The organism is Streptomyces sp. A18 (genome assembly GCF_059026065.1).
Genome location: NZ_JBWLKL010000026.1, coordinates 93,908 through 117,516 on the forward strand (window position 1 = coordinate 93,908; position 23,609 = coordinate 117,516).

General features: G+C 71.9%; 22 protein-coding genes and 1 pseudogene. 17 read left to right on the forward strand and 6 right to left on the reverse strand.

What is annotated here, in order from left to right; translation table 11 throughout:
- Window positions 1-3 precede the first annotated feature (3 nt).
- From AC5P1C_RS30750 to AC5P1C_RS30765, 4 genes and pseudogenes are all read left to right on the forward strand, one after another.
- Window positions 4-1,356, forward strand: a complete 1,353-nt coding sequence (locus tag AC5P1C_RS30750) for a M64 family metallopeptidase (RefSeq protein WP_493869214.1) — start codon at window positions 4-6, stop codon at window positions 1,354-1,356.
- Window positions 1,357-1,603: 247 nt separating this feature from the next.
- Window positions 1,604-1,858: pseudogene (locus AC5P1C_RS30755) on the forward strand (transcriptional repressor); the annotation flags it as partial.
- 195 nt (window positions 1,859-2,053) lie between these two features.
- Entirely contained in the window at window positions 2,054-2,542 is a 489-nt protein-coding gene (locus AC5P1C_RS30760; RefSeq protein WP_493869233.1) for a GNAT family N-acetyltransferase, read from the forward strand.
- A gap of 29 nt (window positions 2,543-2,571) precedes the next feature.
- Entirely contained in the window at window positions 2,572-3,855 is a 1,284-nt protein-coding gene (locus tag AC5P1C_RS30765) for an MFS transporter (RefSeq protein WP_493869215.1), read from the forward strand.
- Window positions 3,856-3,904: 49 nt separating this feature from the next.
- Here the strand turns inward: AC5P1C_RS30765 and AC5P1C_RS30770 are convergent, their stop codons facing one another.
- Window positions 3,905-4,888 (reverse strand): GlxA family transcriptional regulator, encoded by a 984-nt coding sequence (locus tag AC5P1C_RS30770; RefSeq protein ID WP_493869216.1) that lies wholly within the window; start codon window positions 4,886-4,888, stop codon window positions 3,905-3,907.
- 144 nt (window positions 4,889-5,032) lie between these two features.
- Here AC5P1C_RS30770 and AC5P1C_RS30775 point away from each other — a divergent pair, with 144 nt between their 5' ends.
- Together AC5P1C_RS30775 and AC5P1C_RS30780 are read left to right on the forward strand one after the other, a co-directional pair.
- Window positions 5,033-5,680 (forward strand): HD domain-containing protein, encoded by a 648-nt coding sequence (locus AC5P1C_RS30775; RefSeq protein WP_493869217.1) that lies wholly within the window; start codon window positions 5,033-5,035, stop codon window positions 5,678-5,680.
- 56 nt (window positions 5,681-5,736) lie between these two features.
- Entirely contained in the window at window positions 5,737-6,489 is a 753-nt protein-coding gene (locus tag AC5P1C_RS30780) for a Clp protease N-terminal domain-containing protein (protein ID WP_493869218.1), read from the forward strand.
- Here the strand turns inward: AC5P1C_RS30780 and AC5P1C_RS30785 are convergent.
- The gene (locus AC5P1C_RS30785; RefSeq protein WP_493869219.1) at window positions 6,464-6,646 is read right to left on the reverse strand and encodes a hypothetical protein; all 183 of its coding nucleotides are present in this window, start codon (window positions 6,644-6,646) and stop codon (window positions 6,464-6,466) included. The two genes, AC5P1C_RS30780 and AC5P1C_RS30785, sit on opposite strands and share 26 nt — an antisense overlap.
- Window positions 6,647-6,790: 144 nt before the next feature.
- Complete coding sequence (locus AC5P1C_RS30790; RefSeq protein WP_493869234.1) at window positions 6,791-7,642, reverse strand: (2Fe-2S)-binding protein; 852 nt, start codon at window positions 7,640-7,642, stop codon at window positions 6,791-6,793.
- Between the two features lie 199 nt (window positions 7,643-7,841).
- Here AC5P1C_RS30790 and AC5P1C_RS30795 point away from each other — a divergent pair, with 199 nt between their 5' ends.
- From AC5P1C_RS30795 to AC5P1C_RS30835, 9 genes are all read left to right on the forward strand, one after another.
- Entirely contained in the window at window positions 7,842-8,861 is a 1,020-nt protein-coding gene (locus AC5P1C_RS30795) for a FecCD family ABC transporter permease (protein WP_493869220.1), read from the forward strand.
- On the forward strand, window positions 8,858-9,916 hold the full coding sequence (locus tag AC5P1C_RS30800; protein WP_493869221.1) for a FecCD family ABC transporter permease: 1,059 nt from the start codon (window positions 8,858-8,860) through the stop codon (window positions 9,914-9,916). The genes AC5P1C_RS30795 and AC5P1C_RS30800 overlap by 4 nt, the downstream gene beginning before the upstream one ends.
- Window positions 9,913-10,779, forward strand: coding sequence for an ABC transporter ATP-binding protein (locus AC5P1C_RS30805; protein ID WP_493869222.1), 867 nt, complete (start codon window positions 9,913-9,915; stop codon window positions 10,777-10,779). The genes AC5P1C_RS30800 and AC5P1C_RS30805 overlap by 4 nt, the downstream gene beginning before the upstream one ends.
- A gap of 66 nt (window positions 10,780-10,845) precedes the next feature.
- On the forward strand, window positions 10,846-11,853 hold the full coding sequence (locus AC5P1C_RS30810) for an ABC transporter substrate-binding protein (RefSeq protein WP_493869223.1): 1,008 nt from the start codon (window positions 10,846-10,848) through the stop codon (window positions 11,851-11,853).
- Window positions 11,854-11,949: 96 nt separating this feature from the next.
- Window positions 11,950-13,164, forward strand: coding sequence for an ATP-grasp domain-containing protein (locus AC5P1C_RS30815; RefSeq protein ID WP_493869235.1), 1,215 nt, complete (start codon window positions 11,950-11,952; stop codon window positions 13,162-13,164).
- A 56-nt stretch (window positions 13,165-13,220) separates the two neighbouring features.
- On the forward strand, window positions 13,221-15,221 hold the full coding sequence (locus AC5P1C_RS30820) for an IucA/IucC family protein (RefSeq protein ID WP_493869236.1): 2,001 nt from the start codon (window positions 13,221-13,223) through the stop codon (window positions 15,219-15,221).
- Complete coding sequence (locus tag AC5P1C_RS30825) at window positions 15,221-16,453, forward strand: MFS transporter (protein ID WP_493869237.1); 1,233 nt, start codon at window positions 15,221-15,223, stop codon at window positions 16,451-16,453. Before AC5P1C_RS30820 ends, AC5P1C_RS30825 begins: the two co-directional genes overlap by 1 nt.
- Complete coding sequence (locus AC5P1C_RS30830; RefSeq protein WP_493869224.1) at window positions 16,453-18,273, forward strand: IucA/IucC family protein; 1,821 nt, start codon at window positions 16,453-16,455, stop codon at window positions 18,271-18,273. The genes AC5P1C_RS30825 and AC5P1C_RS30830 overlap by 1 nt, the downstream gene beginning before the upstream one ends.
- Complete coding sequence (locus AC5P1C_RS30835; RefSeq protein WP_493869225.1) at window positions 18,270-19,472, forward strand: type III PLP-dependent enzyme; 1,203 nt, start codon at window positions 18,270-18,272, stop codon at window positions 19,470-19,472. The genes AC5P1C_RS30830 and AC5P1C_RS30835 overlap by 4 nt, the downstream gene beginning before the upstream one ends.
- A 32-nt stretch (window positions 19,473-19,504) precedes the next feature.
- On the opposite strand, the gene AC5P1C_RS30840 is transcribed toward AC5P1C_RS30835, so the two are convergent.
- Together AC5P1C_RS30840 and AC5P1C_RS30845 are read right to left on the reverse strand one after the other, a co-directional pair.
- Window positions 19,505-20,503 (reverse strand): D-2-hydroxyacid dehydrogenase, encoded by a 999-nt coding sequence (locus AC5P1C_RS30840; RefSeq protein ID WP_493869226.1) that lies wholly within the window; start codon window positions 20,501-20,503, stop codon window positions 19,505-19,507.
- Window positions 20,504-20,601: 98 nt separating this feature from the next.
- Entirely contained in the window at window positions 20,602-21,111 is a 510-nt protein-coding gene (locus AC5P1C_RS30845; RefSeq protein ID WP_493869227.1) for a hypothetical protein, read from the reverse strand.
- Window positions 21,112-21,336: 225 nt separating this feature from the next.
- Here AC5P1C_RS30845 and AC5P1C_RS30850 point away from each other — a divergent pair, with 225 nt between their 5' ends.
- On the forward strand, window positions 21,337-22,275 hold the full coding sequence (locus AC5P1C_RS30850; RefSeq protein ID WP_493869228.1) for a GlxA family transcriptional regulator: 939 nt from the start codon (window positions 21,337-21,339) through the stop codon (window positions 22,273-22,275).
- A gap of 72 nt (window positions 22,276-22,347) precedes the next feature.
- Here the strand turns inward: AC5P1C_RS30850 and AC5P1C_RS30855 are convergent, their stop codons facing one another.
- Window positions 22,348-23,076, reverse strand: coding sequence for a class I SAM-dependent methyltransferase (locus AC5P1C_RS30855; RefSeq protein ID WP_493869238.1), 729 nt, complete (start codon window positions 23,074-23,076; stop codon window positions 22,348-22,350).
- 99 nt (window positions 23,077-23,175) lie between these two features.
- Between AC5P1C_RS30855 and AC5P1C_RS30860 the strand changes: the two genes are divergently transcribed.
- Window positions 23,176-23,609 (forward strand): SPFH domain-containing protein (locus AC5P1C_RS30860; RefSeq protein ID WP_493869229.1); only part of this gene is annotated, 434 nt, incomplete at its 3' end.

Genomic DNA, 23,609 nt, shown 5'->3' on the forward strand with positions numbered 1-23,609 from the left:
CCCATGCGTAGACACTCATCCCGCATATCCCGCATATCCCGCATATCCCGCATATCCCGCAAGCGTCTCGCCGCGGCCACCGCCGTCGCCCTGGCCGCGGCTCTCGCCGTCACCGCGCCGGTCGCCGCGGACCAGAGCCCGGACGACAGCCCGGCCGCCGCCCGCGACACCGACCCCGTCGAGGTCGAGTACTTCACCGGCCCCGACGGCCACCCCCTCCACACAGAGGTCCCCGCCTCCGCCCCGCTCACCAAGAAGGAGAAGTCCGCGGTCCAGGACGACGGCGACGTCGTGCCGATCGTGGAGGCCGGAGCCAGCGACGCCAAGGTCGACGTGGTCTTCATCGGCGACGGCTACACCGCGGCCCAGCAGGAGGACTTCCACACCGACGTGCGCACGAAGTGGAAGGAGATGGCCGCCGTCGAGCCGTACGCCGAGTACGAGGATCTCTTCAACGTCTGGGCCGTCGACGCGCACTCGCAGGACTCCGGCATCTCGGGCGACCCGACGAGCGACGTCCGCAAGAACACCGCCCTGGACTCGGCGTTCTTCTGCGACGGCATCGAGCGACTGCTGTGCGTCGACACCAACAAGGTCGAGGCGTACGCCGGCAAGGCCGCCGACCCCGACCTCGTCATCGTGCTCGGCAACTCCACCAAGTACGGCGGCGCGGGCTACAACGCCATCACCTCACCGTCCGGGTACGACGGCATCGGCACCGCCTCGTCCGATCACCCCGACTCCGACCAGGTCGCCGTCCACGAGACCGGGCACTCGTTCGGCAAGCTCGCCGACGAGTACTGGTACGACGAGAGCACCTACACCGGCCCCGAGCCCGGCGAGTCCAACCTCAGCAAGCTCAGCGCCGACGAGATGGCCGCACAGAAGGTGAAGTGGCACAGCTGGCTCGGCCAGGAGTCACCCGACGGCGGCACCGTCGGCGCGTACGAGGGCGGCGGCTACCACGGCCACGGCCTGAACCGCCCCACCGCGGACTCGATCATGCGCACGCTGGGCCGCGAGTTCAATCTGCCCGGACGCGAGGCGATGATCGCGGGCTTCCACCAGCACGCGCCCACCCTCACCTCCGCCACTCCCACCGACCAACAGGTGCGCGGCACCGAGCGGATGCGCGTCAAGGCGTCCTCCCACGCGAAGGTGCGCTGGTACGTCGACGGCCGCGAGGCCCGTCAGGCCCGCGGCGCGAGCAGCGTGACCCCCGGCGCGCTCGGGGTGCCCGCCGATGGCCGCCCGCACACCGTCACGGCACGCGCCACCGACCCCACCAAGGCGGTCCGCACCCCGGAGCTGCGCAAGCTCCTGACCGGCGCGCACAGCTGGCAGGTCACACGCTGACGCGTGTCGCCGCGGCCTCTGTGCGCTCGGCGGCCGCGGCGTGTCGGCAGCTTCGTCGACTTGAAAACCGTGTTCATTTACTATGGGATCCCTACGCCGCGATCCGTACGGCACGATCCGTACGGCACCGCTCGACCGAGGAGTCCCCATGGGCGACCCGCAGACGGCGGCCCCTCCGGTCCCACCGGAGCGCCGGGCCGCCGAGCGCGGGCTGCGCAGGACGCGGCAGCGCACCGCCGTGCTCGACATGCTGGGCCGCTGCCCGGACTTCGTCTCCGCACAGGAGCTGCACGCGCTGATGGCCGCCTCCGGCAGCACGGTCGGGCTGACCACCGTCTACCGCACCCTGCGTGAGCTGGGGCGCGCCGGTCTGGTCGACGTCGTACGCGACGAAGGCGGCGAGCGGCTGTACTTGCAGCGGCCCACCGACGAGCACAGCCACTATCTGATCTGCCGCTGCTGCGGACGCAGCCAGGCGGTCGACGCGGACGTCGTCGAACGCTGGGCCGATCGCCTCGGCAGGACCACCGGTTTCGCCGCGCTCCAGCACACCCTCGAACTGAGCGGCGTCTGCGGCCGATGCCAGGCCGCCGAAGGACCCACCCCGTGCCGCCAGGCGGTGACCAGGGACAATTCCGCGGTGACCACACATGCGGAACAGCGACGGGCTACGGCGGCTCCCGGCCCGGAGTGGGTGCTGCGGGCAGCCGAGCCCACCGACGTCGAGCCCATCGCCGAGCTGCGCGCGACGGTGATGCGCCCGGACTTGGAGCGGCTCGGCCGCTTCGACGAGCATCGGGTGCGCCAGAGACTGCGGGACGCCCTCTCTCCCCACACCTCCGTCATCGTCGCCGACGGGGCCTTCGCGGGCTGCGTCACCCTGCGACCGGCCGAGGACGGGCAGTGGCTCGAGCACTTCTACCTGGACCCGGCCCTCCAGGGGCGTGGCCTCGGCTCGGCCGTGCTGCGACGGCTGCTCCACCGGACCGACGCCGACGGCGACCTCGTCCGCCTGAACGTCCTGCAGGGCAGCGCGGCCCGACGGCTCTACGAGCGCCACGGCTTCACCGTCGAGAACGAGGACCCGATCGACGTCTACATGGTGCGACGGCCGGATGGGGCCAGAAAATTGGCCCATGCCCAGGACCCGGAAATGGTCCACAGACGGAACCATTCGGCTGACTAGCCTCCTCCCATCAGCGAAGAAGCGGCCCGATGGCCGCCTACTCAGGGGGCGTTGTGCCGATCCAGATCCTGCCGCCGGCCGGAGCGCCACGCGTGCTCGCCGCCGCCCAGCTCAGCAACTCGCTCGGCGACGGCGCCTATTACGTGACGTCGGCCCTCTACTTCACTCGCGTCGTCGGCCTCTCCCCCACGCAGATCGGGCTCGCGCTCACGGTCGCCTGGGCCATCGGTTCCGTCACGGGCGTGCCGCTCGGCGCGCTCGCCGACCGGCAGGGGCCGCGTGGCACCGCCGTGCTGCTGGCCCTGGCCACCAGCGCGTCGGTCGCCTCCTTCCTCTTCATCCGCTCCTTCGTCCCCTTCCTCCTCGCGGCCTGCCTGTACGCCGTCGCCCAGTGCGGGCTCGCCGCCGCACGGCAGGCCCTGCTCGCCGGGCTCGTGACGCCCGGGGCGCGCACGGGCGTCCTCGCCCATCTGCAGTCCACGCTCAACGCCGGTCTCGCGGTCGGCGCCGCGCTCGGCGGCCTCGCCCTGCACCACGACACACGCGGGGCCTACCTGGCGGTCTTCGCGCTGGACGCGGTCAGTTTCCTGCTCTGCGCGCTGGTGCTGCTGCGGGTGCCCGCGGTACCGCGCGCGGCGGCACGCGAGAAGGGGGAGCCGCGCCTGGCCGTGCTCCGCGACCGGCCGTACGCCGTCATCACCGCGCTCAACGCCATCCTGCTGCTGCGCATGCCGCTGCTGAGCCTCGCGATTCCGCTGTGGGTGGTGGACCGGACGAACGCGCCGAGCTGGCTGGTCTCGGCGCTCTTCGTCCTCAACACCCTTGCGGTGATGGCCTTCCAGGTCCGCATGGCCCGTGACGTCGACGGACCGCGCACGGCAACCCGTGCGGTGCGGCACTCCGGCCTCACCATGCTCGCCTCGTGCGCGGTCTTCGCCTTGTCGGCCGCCGGACTTCCGGTGTGGGTGACGGCGGGAGTCCTGGTGGCGGGGGCGGTCCTCCAGGTCATCGCGGAGATGCAGCAGTCCGCAGGCTCCTGGCAGATCGGCTTCGACCTGGCACCTGCCCATCAAGTGGGCCAGTACCAGGGCTTCTTCGGCACCGGGGTCCCCGTCGCCCGCACCCTCGGCCCGCTCCTGCTCACCTCACTCCTCGTGGTCTGGGGCGTACCGGGCTGGCTGCTCCTCGGCGGGATCTTCCTCGTGGCGGGCCTCGCGATGGACCCCGCGGTGCGGTGGGCGGAGTCCGCGCGGGGCGGGACGGAGGGAACGGGGGTCAGGATCGAGTCACCCGGGCCGCTGGGCACCGCTTGATCGCGTGCCGGGGGAGGCGGCTGACACCTCGCCCACGAGGCCGCCGTACTCACTCGACCCTTGTCGTGCGGAAGCGCGCGGCGTAAGCGGACGGAGTCGTCCCGAGGTGTCGGGCGAAGGCCCTGCGCAGCGTTTCGTCACTGCCCAGGCCGCTGCGCTCGGCGGCGTCGGTGACGCTCGCGCCGCGTTCGAGGAGCATGCGGGCGGCTTCGAGCCTGAGGGACTCCACGTACGCGGCCGGTGTGGTGCCGACCTGTCGCGTGAAGAGACGGGTCAGATGCCGGGGGCTCACGGCGGCCCGCCCGGCCAGGGCCGCGAGGCGGTGGTCGGCCGCCGGGTCGGCGGCGATGGCGTCAAGGACCGGGCGCAGCACCGGATGGCTGGTCGCCGGGGTGCGTGAGGCCGCGGAGAACTGGGACTGTCCGCCGGGCCGCTGCAGGAAGACCACGAGGTCACGGGCGACCCGCCGGGCCATGTCCGGGCCGTGGTCGTGCTCCACGAGGGCCAGGCAGACGTCGATGCCCGCGGTGACCCCGGCCGAGGTGAGGACGTGTCCGTCCTGGACGTAAATGGCGTCCGCGGTGACGGTGACGTCGGGGTGCAGCCTGGCCAGCTTCGCCGCGTGCTCCCAGTGCGTGGTCGCCCTGCGTCCGCGCAGGAGACCCGCCGCGGCGAGGGCGAAGGCCCCGGTACAGACGGCGGCCACCCGCCTTGCCCCGCCCGCCAGTTGAGCCACGAACTCGACGAGGTCGGGCCGCTCGGCGAAGGTGACGAGCTCCGCGTGGCCCGGAACGACGAGGGTGTCCGCGTCCTCCACGTCGGCCGCCGGCAGATCGGCCGCGATCCGCAGCCCGGTGGAGGTCCTGACGTCCTGCCCGTCGGGGGTGCAGACCCGCACGGTGTAACCGCCCCCGGTATAGCGGGCCGCGGTGGCGAAGACCTCCAGGGGGGCCGCGACGTCGAGGAGGCGCACGCCGTCGAAGGCGAGGACGTAGACGTGGTGGGGGCGGGGTCCGTCCGGTTGTTCTGGCACGGGACCACGGTAGCTCCAGAGCGTGTCCAGATGTGTGGGACACCTGTCCATCGGGACATGGCCGTGGGACACGTACGTCGAGCAGGCTGACGCCAAGAAGCCGAAGGGGCCCGACAGACCCTCCTTCACGACAGGAGTCACGCCATGACCGACCACACGTCATCCGCCGCCGGAGTGTCCGTGCCGGACACCACGTTGGCCGCCGCGGCCACCGAACTGGTGCGGGACACGGCAAGCGAACTGATCTACCACCACTCCCGCCGCGTCTACTGGTTCGGCAGCCTCCAGGGCCGCGGGCGCGGGCTGAGCTTCGATCCCGAACTGCTCTACATCGGGGCGATGTTCCACGACCTGGGCCTGGGCGAGCGGTTCCGGGACAGCGGCCGCCGCTTCGAGGTGGACAGTGCGGAGGAGGCGCGCACGTTCCTGCACGCGCACGGCGTACCGGAGGACAGCGTGCGCCGGGTGTGGACCGCCATCGCCCTGCACACGACCCCGGGCATCCCCGAGTTCATGGAGCCGGAGGTCGCACTGGTCACGGCCGGAGTGGAGTACGACGTCCTGGGCATCGGCTACGACGACCTGACCGCCGACGACCGCGCCGAGATCACCGCGCTGCACCCTCGCCCCGACTTCAAGCGGCGGATCCTGGAGGCGTTCACCGAAGGGATCGCCCCCAAGCCGGAGACCACCTTCGGCAACGTCAAGGCCGACGTCCTGGAGCACTTCGTCCCCGGCTATACCCGCGGAGACTTCGTCGAGGTCATCCAGACGTCCCCCTGGACGGAGTAGAACCAGGCGTCAACTCAGGGTTGACACCCTCTTCACTGTCAACCTAACGTTGACGCATGACGCAACCCACACAGCCGACCCAGCCCATCCGTCTCGACGACCTGATCCAGGCCATCAAGAAGGCCCACCCCGAAGCCCTCCACCAGCTCTCCGACGCCGTGATCGCCGCCGATCACCTCGGCGACGTCGCCGACCACCTGATCGGCCACTTCGTGGACCAGGCGCGCCGCTCGGGCGCCTCCTGGACGGACATCGGCAAGAGCATGGGGGTCACCCGGCAGGCGGCCCAGAAGCGGTTCGTACCCAAGGACCCCGGCGAGATGTCGGATCTCGACCCCCGGCAGGGCTTCAGCCGGTTCACACCCCGCGCGAAGAACGTGGTCATGGCCTCGCAGGAGGAGGCACGCGCGGCGGGCAACGACGAGATCGGCCCCGGCCATCTCACGCTCGCCCTCCTGACGGATCCGGACGCCCTCGCCGCGAAGGCCCTTGTCGCGCAGGGGAGTTCACTCGACGCGATCCGCGAGCGCGTCACCGAAGCGCTGCCGCCCGCCGTCGGCGATGTGCCCGACCTCATTCCGTACGACGCCGGGGCGAAGAAGGTTCTGGAGCTGACCTATCGGGAAGCGCTCCGGCTCGGTCACAACTACATCGGGACGGAGCACATCCTGCTCTCGCTCCTGGAGGCGGAGGGCGGCGCGGGCACGCTCGCCGGGCTCGGCATCGACAAGGCGGCGGCCGAAGCGAACATCACCGAGGCCCTCGAAGCGATCCGCGCCTCCATCACGTCAGGTCACGGTCGAGGATGACGGTCCCTTCCGGCAGGGCGAAGTTGTTCATGCGCAGTACGTCGATGGAGTGATCGGTCAGCGACTCGAAGAAGTCGGACGGCTCCCCCAGGGCGTCCGCGAAGACGCGGGTCAGGGTGCGTGCCACCCGGCCGGCCCGCGCGAAGTAGCCGAGCACGGCCGGTTCGAAGCCGTCGACCCGCGCGGGCCAGACGTTGTGCCCGTAGTCGTCCTCGGACAGGCCGAGTCCGGGGAACGAGCGGGCCTCCGTGCCGATATGGGCTTCTCCTGGCGGGAGCGAGGGGCTGTGCCCGATTCCCTATCACGCCTCCAGCCGCCGCAGCCTCTCCGCGTCACAGACGCGCGGGCAGGTGCCGCACGCCTCGGCGGCACGGATCGTGTAGTAGAGGCAGCAGCCGAGGCGGGTGCGGGTCGGGTGCCGTTCGCCGTCGCGGGTCGTCAGGTGGCGGAAGGCGGCGCCACCGGGGAAGGGTTCGACGGGGCCCGGGAGCAGGGCGTCCACAGCTCGCAGTGCGTCGCCCTCCTGACCGAGCATGCGCCCCAGGTACCAGATCCCGGAGATGAGGTCATCCCCCGCCATGCCCCACAACGCCCTCTTCCCTCGCTTCAGTTGGGGCGCGATCGCCGTGAGCAGCGGTCGCATGTGCGCGACGACCGCGGCGCGCAGTTCGGTGCGGAGCGACTCCTCGTCGGGAAGGACCAGCGTTCCGGGGAGCCCGGCCGCCGGGTCGTCGGGGAAGCAGGCGAAGGAGCCGGGGACGATCTCGAAGGCGCCGGTCTCCAGGTGGACGCGTACGTCTTCCGGGCGGATCCGCGGCACGCGCCGCTCCAGGTACCAGGCGCCGCTCATCAGGAGGGAGACCGACCAGAGGTAGCCGTGCAGTGCGCGCGACGCGGCGACGTCCGGGCGCGGGGCGTGGTCGTGACCGGAGCGGATACGTGCGGCCTCCGCGGCGACGAAGGCCTCCAAGGCGCCTTGATGTGACGTCAGTTCGGCGCCGGTGAGCCACCCTTGACCCGCGGTCGAGCCGGGTTGCGCCACCACGACGGCGAGGCTCTCGCAGTGCGCGGTGAGCCGCTGATAGGTCGTGGCGAGCAGGGCGGCGGGGCTCAGGGCGGTGGCGGCATTCGCCAGGTCCGGGGCCACGGTCAGCGGCACGCGTAACTCCTTGAAAAGGCAGGTCCATCGATCGTCCAGCGACGAACTCCGCCGCTAACCAGGTAAGGCTTACCTTATTTCGCTTCAACTTGCCTCATCGTGCGCGGCGCGCCGCGCACTTCGCCATGGTGAGTGATCCGACCCTCACGGTGAGTTGACATCCTTAGGTATACCTAACCTAAACTCTCACCCTGTGTCCAAGATCGCTCGGGCCGTCCCGCCAGGCAGCCACCTCACGCGGCGGATCCCTCTACTCCTCGCCGGATTCGGCGCGTTGGTGCTGTGTGCCGCCCTGAGCCTGGCCCTGGGGTCGCGCCCCGTGCCGCTCTCCACCGTCGCCGAAGCGCTCTTCGGCGACGCCCACGGGCGGGACGCGCTCGTCGTCACCGGACTGCGTCTGCCGCGCACCTTCGTCGCGCTCGCCGTGGGTGCCGCCCTCGGCGTGGCCGGGGCCGTCGCCCAGGGCATCACCCGTAACCCGCTCGCATCGCCGACCACCCTCGGCATCAACGCGGGCGCCGGATTCGCGGTCGTCGTCGCCATCTACGCCCTGCATCTCACGCGGCCCGTCGAGTACTTGTGGTTCGCCTTCTTCGGAGCCGCCGCGGCCGGGATGCTCGCCCAGATGCTGGCCCGGCGCGCGGGTGACCTCGATCCGGTGCGGCTCGCGCTCGGCGGGGTCGTGCTCCAGATGGTGCTGCTCTCCTGGACCCAGGCGGTGATGCTGGCCAGCGAACGCACCCTGGACGAGGCCCGCTTCTGGCTGGCCGGTTCGCTGTCCGGGCGCACGCTCGACGTGCTCTGGCCGGTCCTGCCCACCCTCGTCATCGGCCTGGTCCTCGCGCTCGCGATCTCGCCCGCGCTCAACGCCCTGGCGCTGGGCGACGATTCGGCGCAGGCGCTCGGCGTGCCGGTGGCCAGGATCCGGCTCGCCGGAGGCGTCGCGGTCGTCTTGCTGGCGGGCTCGGCGGTGGCGGTCGCCGGGCCCGTCGCGTTCATCGGGCTCGCCGCCCCGCACCTGGTGCGGCTCGCGGTCGGCTCCGACCACCGCCTGCTCGTGCCGGGCTGTCTGATCGCAGGACCGCTGCTGCTCCTGGCCGCCGACGTACTCGGCCGCGTCGTCGTGCGCCCCTCCGAGCTGGAGGTCGGCATCGTCAGCGCGTTCCTCGGGGCACCGCTGCTCGCGGTCCTGGCCCGGAAGGTGGCGCGATGACCGTCTTCGCCGTACGTGAGGTCAAGAAGGCCGCGCACACCGGGGCATCGGTCCACCGGCGGCGTCGAATCGCGCTGCTCGCCTGCGTGGGCCTCGCCGCCCTCCTCGTGCTTGTCACGCTCGCCCTGACGACAGGACAGATGCCGCTGTCCGCATCCGTCGCGCTGCGTGGCCTCGTCGGGCTCGGCGACCCGGCGGACGTCCTTGTGGTGCAGGACTTCCGGGCGCCACGGGTGATCGCGGCCCTCGTCGCCGGGGTCGGGCTCGGGGTCGCGGGGTCGCTGTTGCAGCGAGTGTTCCGCAATCCCCTCGCCTCACCGGATGTGATGGGCGTGACGGGCGGCGCCTCCTTCGGAGCCGTCGTGCTGCTCGCCACGGGGGCGTCCCAGACACTCATTCCGCCGGCCGCGCTGGGCGGCGGTCTCCTGGCCGCGCTGCTGCTCGGGGTGTTCGGCTGGCGCTCGGGGATCACGGTCACGCGGCTCGTGCTCGTCGGGCTCGCCGTCCAGGCGGGGCTCGCCGCCGCCGTGAACCTCATGGTCGTACGCTTCCCCGCCGAACTCGCGGGCTCCGCGCTGCAGTGGACCACCGGATCGCTCTACGGGCGGACATGGACCGAGGTATGGGCCGCCGGAGGCGCGGTGGCGCTCGCGCTCGTGGCCGCGTTCGCGCTCCAGCGGCGCCTTGCCGTACTGGACCTGGGCGACGAGTCGGCGGGCGGGCTCGGCCTGAACCCGTCCGCGGCGCGGCTCCAACTCCTCGTCACCGCGATCGTGTTGGCATCACTCGCCGCCGCGCTCACCGGCCCTGTCGCGTTCGTGGCGCTCGCCGTGCCACACCTGGTGCGGTTCGTCGCGGGCCCGCCGACACCGGGGACGCTGGCGCTGACCGGCCTGGCCGGGGCGGTCCTGCTGCTCGCGTCCGACCTGGTGGTGCAGCACCTGCTTCCGGTGGAGGGCCTGCCCGTCGGCGTGGTCACCGCGACACTCGGCGCCCCCTGGCTCCTCGTACTGATGATCCGTCAGAGCAGGCCCGTCAACCGGAGTGCCGCATGAGCCCCACACAGACGTCGACGCAGACGCCCACGCCGAAGTCCCCCGCCAACCAACTCTCCACACACGGGCTCGACTTGCGGTACGGCGACAACGTCGTGGTCGGCGGCCTCGACGTGACGCTGCCCGGCGGCGCCGTCACCGCCATCGTCGGCCCGAACGCCTGCGGCAAGTCCACACTGCTGCGCGGCCTGACCCGGCTGCTCGCGCCCGCCGGCGGCAGTGTCGCCCTGGACGGCGCGGACATCCACCGCATGACGGCGCGGGCCCTGGCCCGGCGGATGGGCCTCCTGCCGCAACAGCCGGTGACGCCCGAGTCCATCACCGTCGAAGCCCTCGTACGGCTGGGCCGCTACCCCCACCAGACCTTCCTGAGCCCCTGGTCCACGTCCGACCAAGTTGCTGTGGACGAGGCCCTTGAGCGCACCGGCACCACGGAGCTGCGCGAGCGGAGCGTGGACCAGCTGTCCGGCGGCCAGCGCCAGCGTGCCTGGATCGCCCTCGCGCTCGCCCAGGACACCGAACTGCTGCTCCTCGACGAGCCGACCACCTTCCTCGACCTGCGGCACCAGCTCGACGTACTCGACCTGGTCGCCGATCTGCACGCCGAGGCGGACCGCACCGTCGTGATGGTGCTGCACGACCTCGGGCAGGCCGCCCGGTACGCGGACCACCTGGTCGTCCTCAAGGACGGGCGGCTCGCCGCGGCCGGAGCGCCCGCCGACGTACTCGACGCGGAACTCGTCAAAGACGTGTTCGACGTCGACTGCCGGGTCATCCCCGACCCGGAGACCGGCACACCACTGGTCGTGCCGAAGGGCAGAGCCGCCCGCCGCGCCACTGACGATCCGGCCGTCCCCGCCTGATCGCCCGGCTGCTCGTCCCGCCCGCATTTCCCCAACCTCCGCTCACAGCAAGGGAATCCAACCCTCATGACCATCAGAAGCCTGCCACGCAGGGTCAGTGCCGTCCTGCTCACCGTCGTCCTCGGCACCGGCGCGCTCGCCGCGTGCGGCGACTCCGACGGCGACGACAAGAGCACGGCCGACTCCGCCGCCGACACCGGTTTCCCGCGCACCATCAAGCACGCCATGGGCAGCACCGAGATCCCCGCACAGCCGCAGAAGGTCGTCGTCCTCGACACCGGCGAGCTTGACGACGTCACACTGCTCGGCGTCAAGCCGGTCGGCGCGGTCTCCCCGCACTTCAAGACCGCGGGCGGCTTCCCCTCGTACCTCAAGGACAAGATCGGCGGGGTGAAGGACGTCGGCCCGATGGAGGAGCCGAACCTGGAGCTGATCGCCTCCCTCAAGCCCGATCTGATCCTGTCGTCCAAGGTCCGGCACGAGAAGGTCTACGACAAGCTCAAGGGCATCGCGCCGACCGTCTTCACCGAGACCACGGGTTCCCCCTGGAAGGAGAACCTGAAGGTCCACGCCAAGGCCCTCGGTATGGAGAGCCAGGCCGACACGGCACTCAAGGACTACGAGACGCGCGCCAAGGCCCTCGGCGACTCCATCAAGGCGAAGTACGACGGGAAGATGCCGTCGGCCTCGGTCGTCCGCTTCATCGCGGGCCCGACCCGGCTCTACCAGAAGTCCGCCTACAGCGGCATCGTCCTGGACGACATCGGCCTCACACGCCCGGCCTCGCAGAACTCCTCCGACCCCGAGAAGTCGATGCTGGACGTCAGCCCCGAGCAGATCGACAAGGCCGACGCCGACCTGATCTTCGTGACGGTGGCCGACGCACCCGACAAGACCCAGCAGAAGGACGTCACGTCCAACCCGGTCTGGAAGGACCTGACGGCCGTCAAGAAGGACAAGGTCTTCACGGTCCCGGACGAGACATGGATGTCGGGCATCGGTGTCCAGGCCGCGGAGCACGTCCTTGAGGACGTGGCCAAGGCGACGGACGTCGAACTGCCGTCGGCGAAGTAGGCCTCTCGCCCTCGGGGCGGGCCGTCCGCCGGCCCGCCCCCTCCTCTCTCCCTCCCCCACATGCACCTCCGCTCGCACCCGGAAGTGGACTCGCCCATGCGGCTGTACGTCCTTGCCCGCAACCCCACCGATTCGGTCACCGAAGGCTTTCTGCCCGCCGCGCGCAGGCTCGGCCTCGACGTCACCCTGCTCACCGATCAGCCGGACGCCCACCGGCACGGACGCGTCCAGGAGGTGCTGCAGACACTGGAGACCGCGGAGGTCCTTGAATGCGACGTACGCGATTTCCGCGCCGTCATCAGCCGGATCTCCGCACACCACTCCCCCGGCGCGATCTTCACCAACAGCGACCACCTGCAGACCCAAGCCGCCCTGGCCGCCGAGTACTTCGAGCTGCCCGGCAAGGACTGGAGGGCGGCGCTGCGCACCAAGGACAAGGCGCAGATGCGCCGGCATCTCGCGGCTGGGGGCGGCGAAGGGGTCTGGTCGGCGGAGCTCGCGGCGGGCCGGGATCCGGCCGAACTCGCCTCCCTCGACGTGCCGTTCCCGTGCGTGGTGAAGCCGAGGGAAGGCGTGGCCAGCGAGGACGTGGTCCTTGTCGACGGGCCGGGGGACCTGGTGCGGCGGTGCGCGGAGATACAGGAGCGGCGTCCGAGGGCGGCCCTGATCGTCGAGGAGTACCTAGCCGGGGAACTGCGCACCCTGGAGACGCTCGGCGACGGCCGCGTCCGGCACGTCCTGGGCGGCTTCCGTACGGAGGTGTCGCCGCCGCCGTACTTCATCGAGGAGCGGATGGCCTTCGTCCCGGCACATCCGGAACCGGTCACGGCTCAGGTACTCGCCCAACTGGACGTGCTGGGCGTGGGGTTCGGTGCCTGCCACACGGAGTTCGTGGTGTCGCGGGGGCGGGCGCGGCTCATCGAGGTCAACTACCGCGCCATCGGCGACCAGTGCGACCTGCTCCTGGCCCAGCTCCTGGACATACCGCTGTTCGAGCACATCCTCCGTACGCACATGGGCGAGCCACTCCCCTCGGACCTGGGCGCGCGCATGGACGGCCGGGCGCGGCTCGACTACCCGTGCGCGCAGAGCGCGGGAACGCTGACTGCCGCGCCGCGCGCGACCGATGTGACGGTGGGCGGTGTGCGGCTCACGTACCGCCCGCTGCGCGAGATCGGCGAACGGCACGAACTCCACGGCACCAACCGCGACTTCCTGGGAGTGGTCCGCGCCACGGGCACCGAGCAGACGGCGGTGGACCGGGCCGTGGCGGACTTCCTCGCCGAGCACCGCTGGGAGATCACGCCGTGACGCGGTTGAAGGGCGGAACGGGGGCCGGGGCCGGGGTGCCGTCGGCCGCCGAGGGTGTGGGCGTCGAAGGCGTGGGCGTCGGGGGCGTCAAGGGGGAGCTCCTGTTACGCCTGCTGAGCGCGCTCCTGCGCGAGGACGTGACGGGGTGGCGCACCCGAAGCCGGGCGGTGGTGCGCCGTCCGGACGGCCTGTGGCTGAGGCTGCCGGTGTGGGTGCCGGTGTCGGTACGGGACGACTCCACGGGGCCGGAAGCCGCCCCAGGGGTTCCCGCGCCGAGGCCGGGCCACGACGCGGGCCGGGGCCCACGCCCGGCGGCAGGATCGCCGGACGAAGCACGACACGACCCCGCGAAGGCCCGACCCCCGAAGGGCGCCCATGCGGCGCGGGCCGGGGCGCGCCGGGTCGAGGTCGACGCCCTGCTGATGGCCGTTCGCGTGGACGGCTATCAAGGGGCGTACGCCGCCCGGCTCCCCCTGCTCCGGTGGGAGTCCGACGGGGCCGAGCTCACCGACGCGGGCAGCATCCTCTCCGCTCTGCGCGACCTCGCCGAGCCCGTCGACCGTGGTGGGTTCGATGCCCTCGCCGTGGAGTGCGGGCAGGCGCTCGACGCCATGCGGCTGCACGCCGAGACGCGAGGCGAGGTCGACGCCCTGCTCGCCGCACGGTTCGGCGGGGATCCGAGCGGTTGGACCGGGCTCTCGGGCGGGCTCGGCCACGACACCCTCGCCGCACGGACTGATCACCCTGTGTATCCGACCTCGCGCGGCCGATCCGGGCTCTCCGTCACCCAACTTCGCGCTTATGCACCTGAGTTCCTCCCCACCTTCGGCCTACGCCGGCTCGCCCTGCCCCGCGATGCCGTCACCGTCGGCGGCGGCACCGGCGGTGGCTCCGACGCCTGGCTGTCGCCCCGCGAGGCAGGTGCGCCCGAGCTCGAAGGGAGCCATCTCGTGCTCCCCGTCCACCCCTTGACCGCGGACGGCACCCTGCTCGACGCGCTGCGGGAGGCGGGGCTCGGCGGTCGGGCCCAGTTGCTCGACGGGCCCGGACCCGACGTCGTGCCGACCCTGTCGATGCGTACCGTCGCTCGCGCCGCCCACCCCACCCTGCACCTCAAACTGCCCCTCGCCACCGCCACCTTGGGCCTGCGCAACCGCCGCACCATCAAGCCGGGGACCCTCGTCGACGGAGCGGCGGGCCAGCGTCTCGTCGAAGCGGTCGTCGCCCGTGAGCCCCGGTTCCAGGGTGTCGTCCTGCACGCGGACGAGACCCGCTTCGCCCACGCCGGGCACGAACTCCTCGCCGTGCTCCAGCGCCGCTACCCCACCGGTCTCGACGGCGCCGCCGTCGTACCGATGGCCGCGCTCCTGAGCCCGGCGCCCGGTGGCGACCGGCTGGTCATCGACCACCTCGCCGAACGCTTCTACGGCGGCGACCCCCTCGCCCTCCTCGACGCCACGCTCACCCTCCTCTTCGACTGGCAGACGACTCTCTTCGCCTACGGAATCGCCCTGGAGTCGCACCAGCAGAACATCTCGCTGGTGATGGACGCCGAGCCCGCGGAGGACGATCCCGCGGAGGGCGCCGGCCGCCGGACCCGCCTGCGGCTCCTCTTCAAGGACAACGACGGGCCCCGCATCAACCTCGCCCGACTGCGGGACGCCATGGGTCAACAAGCTCCGGATCACAGCACGTTCGATGACGCGAGGATCTTCGTCGACGGAGATGGGCCCGTGCTCGACGTGTTCACCACCATCACCGTCCACCTCTGCGCGGGCTCCTACGCCTTCGGGCTCGCCCGGCACTGCCGCGCCCCGCTGGAGCGACTGCTCCGGCTCGTGCGCGACCGGCTCACCGAGGCCGTCGAGCGGCTCGACGCGGGGCCCGGGGAGCCGGGTTCGCTCCTGCGCGCGCACGTCCTGGACGCGGCGGAACTGCCCGTCAAGGCCATGGTCACCGCGGGCACCCTGCTCTCCAAAGAGCGCTCCGGAGCGGCCGACATCAACAAGCACTACACGACGGGACCCAACTACCTGCGGCAGACGGGGACTTCATGATGGCCACCGCATCGTCGGCGCACACGCTTACGGAGGGCCCGACCGTGGGCGCGGGATTCGGACGACGCCAGGTGCACGCCGTCGCCGCCTGCTACTTCGTCGCGTCTTTCGCCGCGCTCGGTCTGCCCCCGTACCTCACCCAGATCCTCCCCGAGTTGGGCGACGGGGCCGCCCGCTGGGCAGGGCTCCTGTACGTCGTCCCGACCGTCTTCGGCGCCCTCGGCGCGCCCCTGTGGGGTCGCGCCGCCGACCGCTTCGGCCGAAAACGGCTGCTGTTGCGGGCCCAACTCGGCCTCGCTGTCTCCTTCTTGCTGGCCGGTTGGGCCGATTCCCTGGGTGCGTTCGTCACGGCGCTCGTGCTGCAGGGCATCCTCGGCGGCACGTTCGCCGCGTCCAACGGCTATCTCGCCGCCGCGCTCACCGGTTCGGGGCTCTCCAAGGCGCTCACCCTCATGCAGGGTGCCGCGCGGGCGGCGCTCGTCCTCGCGCCGATCGTCGTCGGCACACTCACCCCGTGGGTCTCGCCGCACCGGCAGTACGCCCTGCTCGCCGTCCTCCCGCTGGCCGCGGCAGTGATGCTCGCCGCGCTGCCGGAACCCACGGCGCGGCAGCCTGCCGATGCCGCATCGACCGAGGTCCCGGACGGCGCCGCCGTACCGCTCGCACCGCTCCGGGCGCTCTACGCCTTCGAGTTCGCCTTCGTCTTCTCCACCGTCGTCTCCTTCCCCTATCTGATCGCGCTGATCGAGGACCGAATACCCGGGGTGTCCCCGGTCGTGTCCGGCGCGCTGTTCGCCCTGCCGCACCTGTGCTATCTCCTCTTCGCGCTGCGGGTGCACCAGGCCGTCGAGCGCCGCCCCTTGCAGGGGATCGCCGCCGGGTTCGGTCTGGTCGCGCTCGGTCTCGCCGGGCACGGCGCCGCCGACTCGCTCGCCGCGTTCACCGGCGTACGGTTGCTGCTCGGCGCCGGCCTCACGCTCGGCCTCGTCAGCCTGTCCGTGCTGGCCGCCGCGTGCGCCGACGGCAGACCGCCCGGCGGGATGTTCGGCACGCTGGAGCTCGTCTCCAAAGGAGGCGCGGTCGCCGCCGGTCTCGCCGCAGCCGCCGGCAACAGCCTCCTCGGCCTGCCCGCGCCCTTCCTGACCGGCACCGCGACCGCCCTCGCGGCCCTGGCCGCCGCCGCCCTTCCCGCCCTGTTCCGCCGCTCGCCCCGCATCCGCTGGAGCCGTTGATGTCCTTGCCGACCGGCACGTTCGCCGCACCGTCCGCGACGCCCGCACAGTCCGCCGCCCTGATCTCGGGCGCCCCCGTCGCCGGCGCCGCGCCCACCCGCCTGCCCACTGCCGACGAGGCGGTGACGCATACCCTCCTCAACTGCCTGCTGCGCGAGGTCTCGGGACCCGAGCACCAGACCGCCGTCGTCGACGGAGACCTCTTGCTCCGGCTGCCGCGCCGCGGGGTCCTCCTGCGCGTCGCGCTGCGCCGCGCGTCCCTGCTCGGCGCCCATCGCTTCACGGGACCGGTGACCGAACAGCGCGACGGTGCCTGGGTGGAGGTGGACTGGCCGCGCCTGGCCGAGTACACCCGCGCCGAGCTCTCGCTGCGTACGGGCGTGAGCAATGAGGAGTTCCTGGAGCAGATCGCCTCAAGTCACGAAGGCGTCAGCGCCGCGATCGCCGCCGATCGCCGCCCGGTGCCCGCCACGGAGAGCGCACCGAAGTGGCACGCGGACTACCTCGCCTCCGAGCAGTCCCTGCTGTTCGGCCACCGTTTCCACCCCACGCCCAAGGCCCGCGGAGGCGACCTCGCCGACTGGTCCGCGTACGCTCCCGAGACCGCGGCCGCCTTCCCGCTGCGCCACCTCGCCGTACGGGACCACCTCATCGCCGAGGAGACGGCCCTGCCCGAGGCCACCGCCCCGCTCGACCGCCTCGGCACCGTGCCGGACGGCTACCGCCTCCTTCCCGTGCACCCGTGGCAGTACGACCTGCTGCGGGAGCACCCGGGGCTGCGCGCCGCCCTTGACCGCGAGGACGTCGTCGACCTGGGTCCTGGTGGCGCCCCCTTCGCGGCCACCGCGTCCGTGCGCACGCTGTACGACGGTGACACCTTCCTGAAGTTCAGCCTGAACGTCCGCATCACCAACTGCCTGCGCAAGAACGCCAGTTACGAACTGTCGGGCGCCGTCGCGCTCACCCGCGTCCTGGCAGGCGCCCTGGACGACCTCGCCGCCCGCTTCCCGGGAAGCGCCGTGCTCCGCGAGCCCGCCTACCGCAGCCTGGCGCTCCCCGAAGCCGACGGCCGCCCCGACCTCGCCCTCCTCGAAGGCTTCGGCGTCATCGTCCGCGAAGGCCTGGCCGGACGGCTCCTTCCCGGCACGACGCCGTTGCTCGCCGCGGCCGTCGCGGACGAGTATCCGACGGGGCCGGCACACATCTCCCGCCTGCTTCGGGGCGCGGGGCCGCAGCGTGCCCTCGACTGGTGGCGGACGTATCTGCGGCTCCTGCTGCCGCCGGTCCTCGCCGCGTACTTCGACCACGGCCTGGTGCTCGAACCGCATCTGCAGAACGTCCTCGTCTGCGTCGACGACGACGGGATGCCCGCCCAGGTGCTCTTCCGCGACCTGGAGGGCACCAAGCTGCTGCCGGAGCGTCACGCGCAGACCCTGGCCGCGCTCCCGCCCGAGGTCGCGGAGCCGATGACGTACGACGCGCAGCGCGGCTGGGACCGCGTCGTCTACTGCCTCCTGGTCAACCACGTGGCCGAGCTGCTCGCCGCACTGGCCGACCTCCACCCGCACACGGAGCCCGCGCTCTGGTCCGAAGTCCGGGCCACTGTGGGGGAGTTCGCCGACACGCACGGCTGCCCGCCCCGGCTCAGCGCCCTGCTCGCCGGGGTGCCGCTGCCCGCGAAGGCCAATCTGCTCACACGCTGGGAGCGCAAGGCCGACCGGGACGCGGGCTACGTACGCCTCACCTCGCCCTTTCCGCTCGCCGAGCACGTACGGGACCTGGGCGCCCGCACCGACGCACCTTGGAGCACCGCCGGATGACCACCCCCACGCCCGCCGTACGTGAGCGCGCCATTGAACTCCCCCCGGAGGAAATGCCCGCCTACCTCTACGACTTGGCGGCGCTGGACGCCCATGCCGCCGCCGTGCGCGCCGCACTCCCCCGGCAGGTCGAGCTCTACTACGCCGCCAAGGCCAACCCGGAGCCGGAGATCCTGACCGCGCTCGGCCCGCACGTCGACGGCTACGAGGTCTCGTCGGGCGGCGAACTCGCCCATGCGGCCAAAGCGGTGGCGGGGCGCCCCCTGGCCTTCGGCGGTCCCGGCAAGACGCCGGACGAGATCACGGCCGCCCTCGAACACGGTGTGGAACGGTTCCATGTGGAGAGCGCGTACGAGCTGCGGATGCTGGCCGCGCTCGCCGCCCGCGTCGTACCGCACACGAGAGTCGGGGTCCTGCTCCGGTTCAACCTCGACCTCAACGCCGTTTCCCTGGCAGGGAGTTCTCTCTCCATGGGGGGCCGCCCCACCCCGTTCGGCATCGACCCGGCCGAGGCGGACGCCGTGGTCTCCCGATGCACCGACGGTAGTTCGCCCCAGCTCCACCTGCACGGCGTGCACGCCCATTTGGCCAGCGGTCTCGACGCACCGCGGCAGCTCGCGGTCGCCGAGTCCATCGTGACCTGGTCGCAGGCGCTCGCCCTGCGGCACGGCATCCAGCTGGACGAAGTGAACGTCGGCGGCGGAATGAGCGTCGACTACGCCGACCCCGCGGCGCGCTTCGACTGGGCCGAGTACGGCGACGGCCTCGCCCGGCTCTGCGCGACGCACCCCGGACTGACGATCCGGATCGAACCGGGGCGGGCGCTGACCGCGTACTGCGGTTGGTACGCCACCGAGGTCCTGGACGTGAAGGAGAGCCACGGCGAGGAGTTCGCGGTGGTGCGCGGCGGCACCCACCACCTGCGCACCCCCGCGACCAAGGGGCACGACCAGCCCTGCACCGTGCTCCCGGCCCGCGAGCCCTGGCCGCACCCCTGGCCGCGGTCCGAGGCGCTGCGGGACCGGGTGACGTTCGCGGGGCAGTTGTGCACGCCGAAGGACGTCCTGTCCCGGCGGGTTCCGGTTGCCGGGCTGCGGGCCGGTGACCGGGTGGTGTTCGCGATGGCGGGTGCGTACGCCTGGAACATCTCGCACCACGACTTCCTGATGCACCCGAGGCCGGGCTTCCACTTCCTCTGAAAGCGCCTCTCCGCCCAACACCGCTGGGACGACTAATACCCCTGGGACCACCGCACGACGTTACGCAACGGCTTCCCGGCGGCCAGCCGCCGCCAGTTGTCCGCGAACAGGTCGATGATCCGCTCCGTCTCGCCGCGCGATCCACCCGCGGTGTGCTGGGTGAGGATCACGTTCGGGCAGCTCCACAGCGGGTGCCCGGCGGGCAGGGGCTCTTGGCGGGTGACGTCGAGGACCACCCCGCCGAGGCGGCCGGACGCGAGGGCGGCGACCAGGGCGTCCTCGTCCGCCAGGGTGCCGCGACCGGCGTTCGCGAAGACCGCGCCGGGGCGCAGGCGGTCGATGCGCCGCCGGTCGAAGAGGTCGGCGGTCTCGGCCGTGCCCGGCAGCAGCCCCACGACGACGTCGAACTCGGGGAGCCTGGCGTCGAGTTCTTTCAGGGTGCGGATGTCGCCGTCGCCGCGTGCGAAGTGCGTGACGGAGCAGCCGAAGGGGGCGAGGAGTTCGGCGAGGCGCCGCGCGATGGATCCCTTGCCCAGGACGAGGACGTGCGCTTCGCTCATGAGCCGCAGTCCGGGCCGTACGTCCGACTTCGACCAGGTCTCGCGGTCGCGGAGTCCTGCCAGCACGTCGATGCCGCGGTAGAGGGCGAGGACGCCCGCGAGGCAGGTCTCCGCGACCGGGTCGGCGAAGAGTCCGCCGAGGTTCGTGACGGTGAGGCGCTGCTCCAGGGCAGGCCAGTCGAGGCCGGCGTACTGGTCGATGCCTACGGACGCCAGCTGCAGCCAGCTCAGGTGCGGCGCCGTCGCGACCCACGGCGCCCTCGGGTTGCCGAGGGCCAGGTGGGAGTCCGCGAGGACACGCGCGTCGTCGGCCGAGGCGGAGTCCGGTTCGGCGAACCAGACCGGGCCGGGCGCGAGCGCCCGGAGCCGCTCCTGTTCGGCGGCGTCGAGCGCCAGCTCCACGTACAGGCCGGCGTCCGGCGGCAGTGCGGCCCGGTCGGCGGCCTGCGGAGCATGTGGTGCACGGACCATTCCTGTTACCCCCGTGGTAAGGAAAGTGCTGGTGAACACACGTTCACCGAACTTAGGGCTTCCGCTCCACGGGGGTCAACAGCGTCCCGCCCGAGGGATCATGCTCCGGTCGTGGAACCGGGCCTGATGATCATGAGGACGGTGACGGTGGCCCACAACAGGTTGAACACACCGGTGTACATGGCGAGTCGAGCACCGGCGCGCGCCTCCACGGCCACCGAGCCCGCCCCGTCGGCCAGTTCGCCGTGTACGCCGTCGGCGCCCTCCCCGGCCACCGCTTCGAGCGCCGCTTCCTGACGCGGGAGGACAAGGACGATGAGCACCACGGCCGCCGCCATCGTGAGGACGATCGAGACGATCAGCCAGGCGCTGCCGAGCACGCCCAGGCTGCCTGCGGTCGCGAATCCGGTGACGGGGACGGCGACCCCCACGAACGCGTACACCGAGCAGATGCGCTGCAACAGCCGCAGCTGGGCGACCGCTGACGCGTCCTGCGGGTCGGCCTGTGCGCGGCGCAGGGCCGGGGGGAACATGCTGGCGGCGACAGTGACCGGGCCCACGGCGAGAATGGCGGCCAGCACATGGAGCGTCAGGAAGAACTTGGTCACGACGGAAGCCCTCGGGATCTCGGAGAACGGCGGAGGTCTGGCGGCTCCCGATCGGGACCCGGTCGCCGAGATTAGCCAGCGCGTCCGCCCCACCGACAGTGGCATTAGTGACAGGCTTCGCACAGATACCGCCATCACGCCCCGCGCCGGGTTCATGGGGGCAACCAGGCCTCATCCCCTGTGCACGCGCTTGGCGGGATCGCGACTCTGTCGTACGTTGCCGCCATGCATACCGTGGCCGTCCTGGCACTGGACACCGTCATCCCGTTCGACCTGTCCACCCCCATCGAGGTCTTCAGCCGCTCCCGGCTGCCGGGCGGTCGGGCCGGCTACCGGGTGCGTGTCTGCGGCGCCGCGCCACAGGTCGACGCCGGCCTGTTCACGCTCCAGGCACCGTGGGGCCTGGAGGGGCTCGCGGACGCGGACACGATCATCGTGCCCGGCACCGCCGACGTGTCCCGGCCGGTCCCCGACGCGGTACTCGACGCGCTGCGGGACGCGGCGGCCGACGGCACGCGGATCGCCTCCATCTGCGCGGGCACCTTCACGCTCGCCGCGGCCGGTCTGCTGTCCGGGCTCCGCGCCACCACGCACTGGATGGCCGCGGCCAGGCTCGCCGAGTGCCATCCCGACATCGACGTCGACCCGGACGTCCTCTACGTCGACAACGGCCAGTTCCTGACGTCCGCCGGTGCCGCCGCCGGGCTGGACCTGTGCCTGCACCTGATCCGCAGGGACTACGGCTCAGCCGTCGCCGCGGATGCCGCCCGCCTCTCGGTGATGCCCCTGGAACGCGAGGGCGGCCAGGCCCAGTTCATCGTCTCCGAGGCGCCGCCCACACCGCAGGGGTCCGAGCTCGAACCGCTCCTGCGTTGGCTGGAGGAGAACGCCGGGCGCGAGCTCACCCTGGAGGACATCGCGGGCCGTGCGGACATGAGCACCCGCACCCTGCTGCGCCGCTTCCGGGAGCAGACGGGCAGCACGCCGCTGCAGTGGCTGCACCGCACGCGGATCCGGCAGGCCCAGCATCTGCTGGAGACGACGGGGCACTCCGTGGAGCGCATCGCCGTCCAGGTCGGCTTCGGATCGCCCACCGCCTTCCGCGACCGCTTCAAGCGCGTCGCCGGCGTCAGCCCGCAGGCCTATCGCAAGGCGTTCCAGTGAGCGCGGCCCTCGAGTGGGGCCCGCGCTTCGAGCGAGCCCGGACGTCGTGCCGTCCAGTACCTCGGGTGACGCTCAGGCCTTGCGCGCCTCGACCAGGCACCAGTTGGGGCTGCCGTCGGCGCGGCGCCCGAACTCCTCCAGCGGGTGCAGCCGCGTCGTGAACCCGGTCCGGAGCAGGTCGTCGAGGACACCCCGCAGCGGGAAGGTCCGGTAGTACATGACGAACGGCGGACGCCACAGCTTGTTCCGCACCCGCATCACCCCGTCGAAGCCGAGGAGCGCCCAGTACAGCGGCGAGGTCGGGGGCTGCGGCGCCCCGATCGGGAAGGCGAAGACCCCGCCGGGCCGCAGCGCCCCGTGGACCTGCGCGAACAGCCGTGGCCGCTCGGCGGGCAGGAAGTGGCCGAAGGCCCCGAAGCTCACCGCCAGGTCGTGGTCCTCGGTGAAGGGCAGGGCGAGGGCGTCGGCTCGCACCCACTCCACCGCGGGCCCGCCGTCCGGGGCGACCACGGCGGCCTTGGCCTCGGCCAGCATCCCGGCGCTGAAGTCGACGCCGGTGACCCGCTCGCGGCACAGCGGCAGCAGCGTCGCGACGCCCGCGCCGGTGCCGCAGCAGACATCGAGACCGGCGTCGAACGGTCCAAGGCCGCGCAGCGTGTCCGCGACCGCGTCCAGGATCCGGTCGGGCGTACGGAACGGGGTGTGGTCGAACTTCGGGGCCAGCAGGTCATAGCCGTCCTCGATGGAGGACAGAGCCTGCACGGCCAGTTCGCGGAGTGTGGGGCCCTGGGAGGTGAACACCGCCCCCACCCTAGTCAGCGGCGCGGCACGGGGCTCGACCATGGACAAACCTGGGCATATCTTTGTAATGACGGGCGACTCGAGAGATAGGGGGTCGTCATGGTCGAAGAGCTGCTCACAGCAGGGGCCTCGGTCGCGGCCGCCGGATTTGTGTACGTGGTGTCGGCGGCCCGCGTGGTCAAGCAGTACGAGCGCGGTGTGGTGCTGCGCCTCGGGCGACTGCGGGAGGGCATCCGACAGCCGGGATTCACCATGATCGTCCCCGCCGTGGACCGGCTGCACAAGGTGAACATGCAGATCGTGACGATGCCGGTCCCGGCACAGGACGGCATCACCCGGGACAACGTCACGGTGCGCGTGGACGCCGTCATCTACTTCAAGGTGATCGACGCGGCGGACGCGGTGATCAAGGTCGAGGACTACCGCTTCGCGGTCTCGCAGATGGCCCAGACGTCACTGCGCTCGATCATCGGCAAGAGCGACCTGGACGATCTGCTCTCCAACCGCGAGAAGCTCAACCAGGGCCTGGAGTT

Coding starts and splice junctions, on each gene's coding strand:
- AC5P1C_RS30750 (WP_493869214.1), top strand. CDS start 4: ATGCGTAGACACTCATCCCGCATATCCCGCATATCCCGCATATCCCGC.
- AC5P1C_RS30765 (WP_493869215.1), top strand. CDS start 2,572: ATGGCCGCCTACTCAGGGGGCGTTGTGCCGATCCAGATCCTGCCGCCG.
- AC5P1C_RS30775 (WP_493869217.1), top strand. CDS start 5,033: ATGACCGACCACACGTCATCCGCCGCCGGAGTGTCCGTGCCGGACACC.
- AC5P1C_RS30780 (WP_493869218.1), top strand. CDS start 5,737: ATGACGCAACCCACACAGCCGACCCAGCCCATCCGTCTCGACGACCTG.
- AC5P1C_RS30800 (WP_493869221.1), top strand. CDS start 8,858: ATGACCGTCTTCGCCGTACGTGAGGTCAAGAAGGCCGCGCACACCGGG.
- AC5P1C_RS30805 (WP_493869222.1), top strand. CDS start 9,913: ATGAGCCCCACACAGACGTCGACGCAGACGCCCACGCCGAAGTCCCCC.
- AC5P1C_RS30810 (WP_493869223.1), top strand. CDS start 10,846: ATGACCATCAGAAGCCTGCCACGCAGGGTCAGTGCCGTCCTGCTCACC.
- AC5P1C_RS30815 (WP_493869235.1), top strand. CDS start 11,950: ATGCGGCTGTACGTCCTTGCCCGCAACCCCACCGATTCGGTCACCGAA.
- AC5P1C_RS30825 (WP_493869237.1), top strand. CDS start 15,221: ATGGCCACCGCATCGTCGGCGCACACGCTTACGGAGGGCCCGACCGTG.
- AC5P1C_RS30830 (WP_493869224.1), top strand. CDS start 16,453: ATGTCCTTGCCGACCGGCACGTTCGCCGCACCGTCCGCGACGCCCGCA.
- AC5P1C_RS30835 (WP_493869225.1), top strand. CDS start 18,270: ATGACCACCCCCACGCCCGCCGTACGTGAGCGCGCCATTGAACTCCCC.
- AC5P1C_RS30840 (WP_493869226.1), bottom strand. CDS start 20,503: ATGGTCCGTGCACCACATGCTCCGCAGGCCGCCGACCGGGCCGCACTG.
- AC5P1C_RS30850 (WP_493869228.1), top strand. CDS start 21,337: ATGCATACCGTGGCCGTCCTGGCACTGGACACCGTCATCCCGTTCGAC.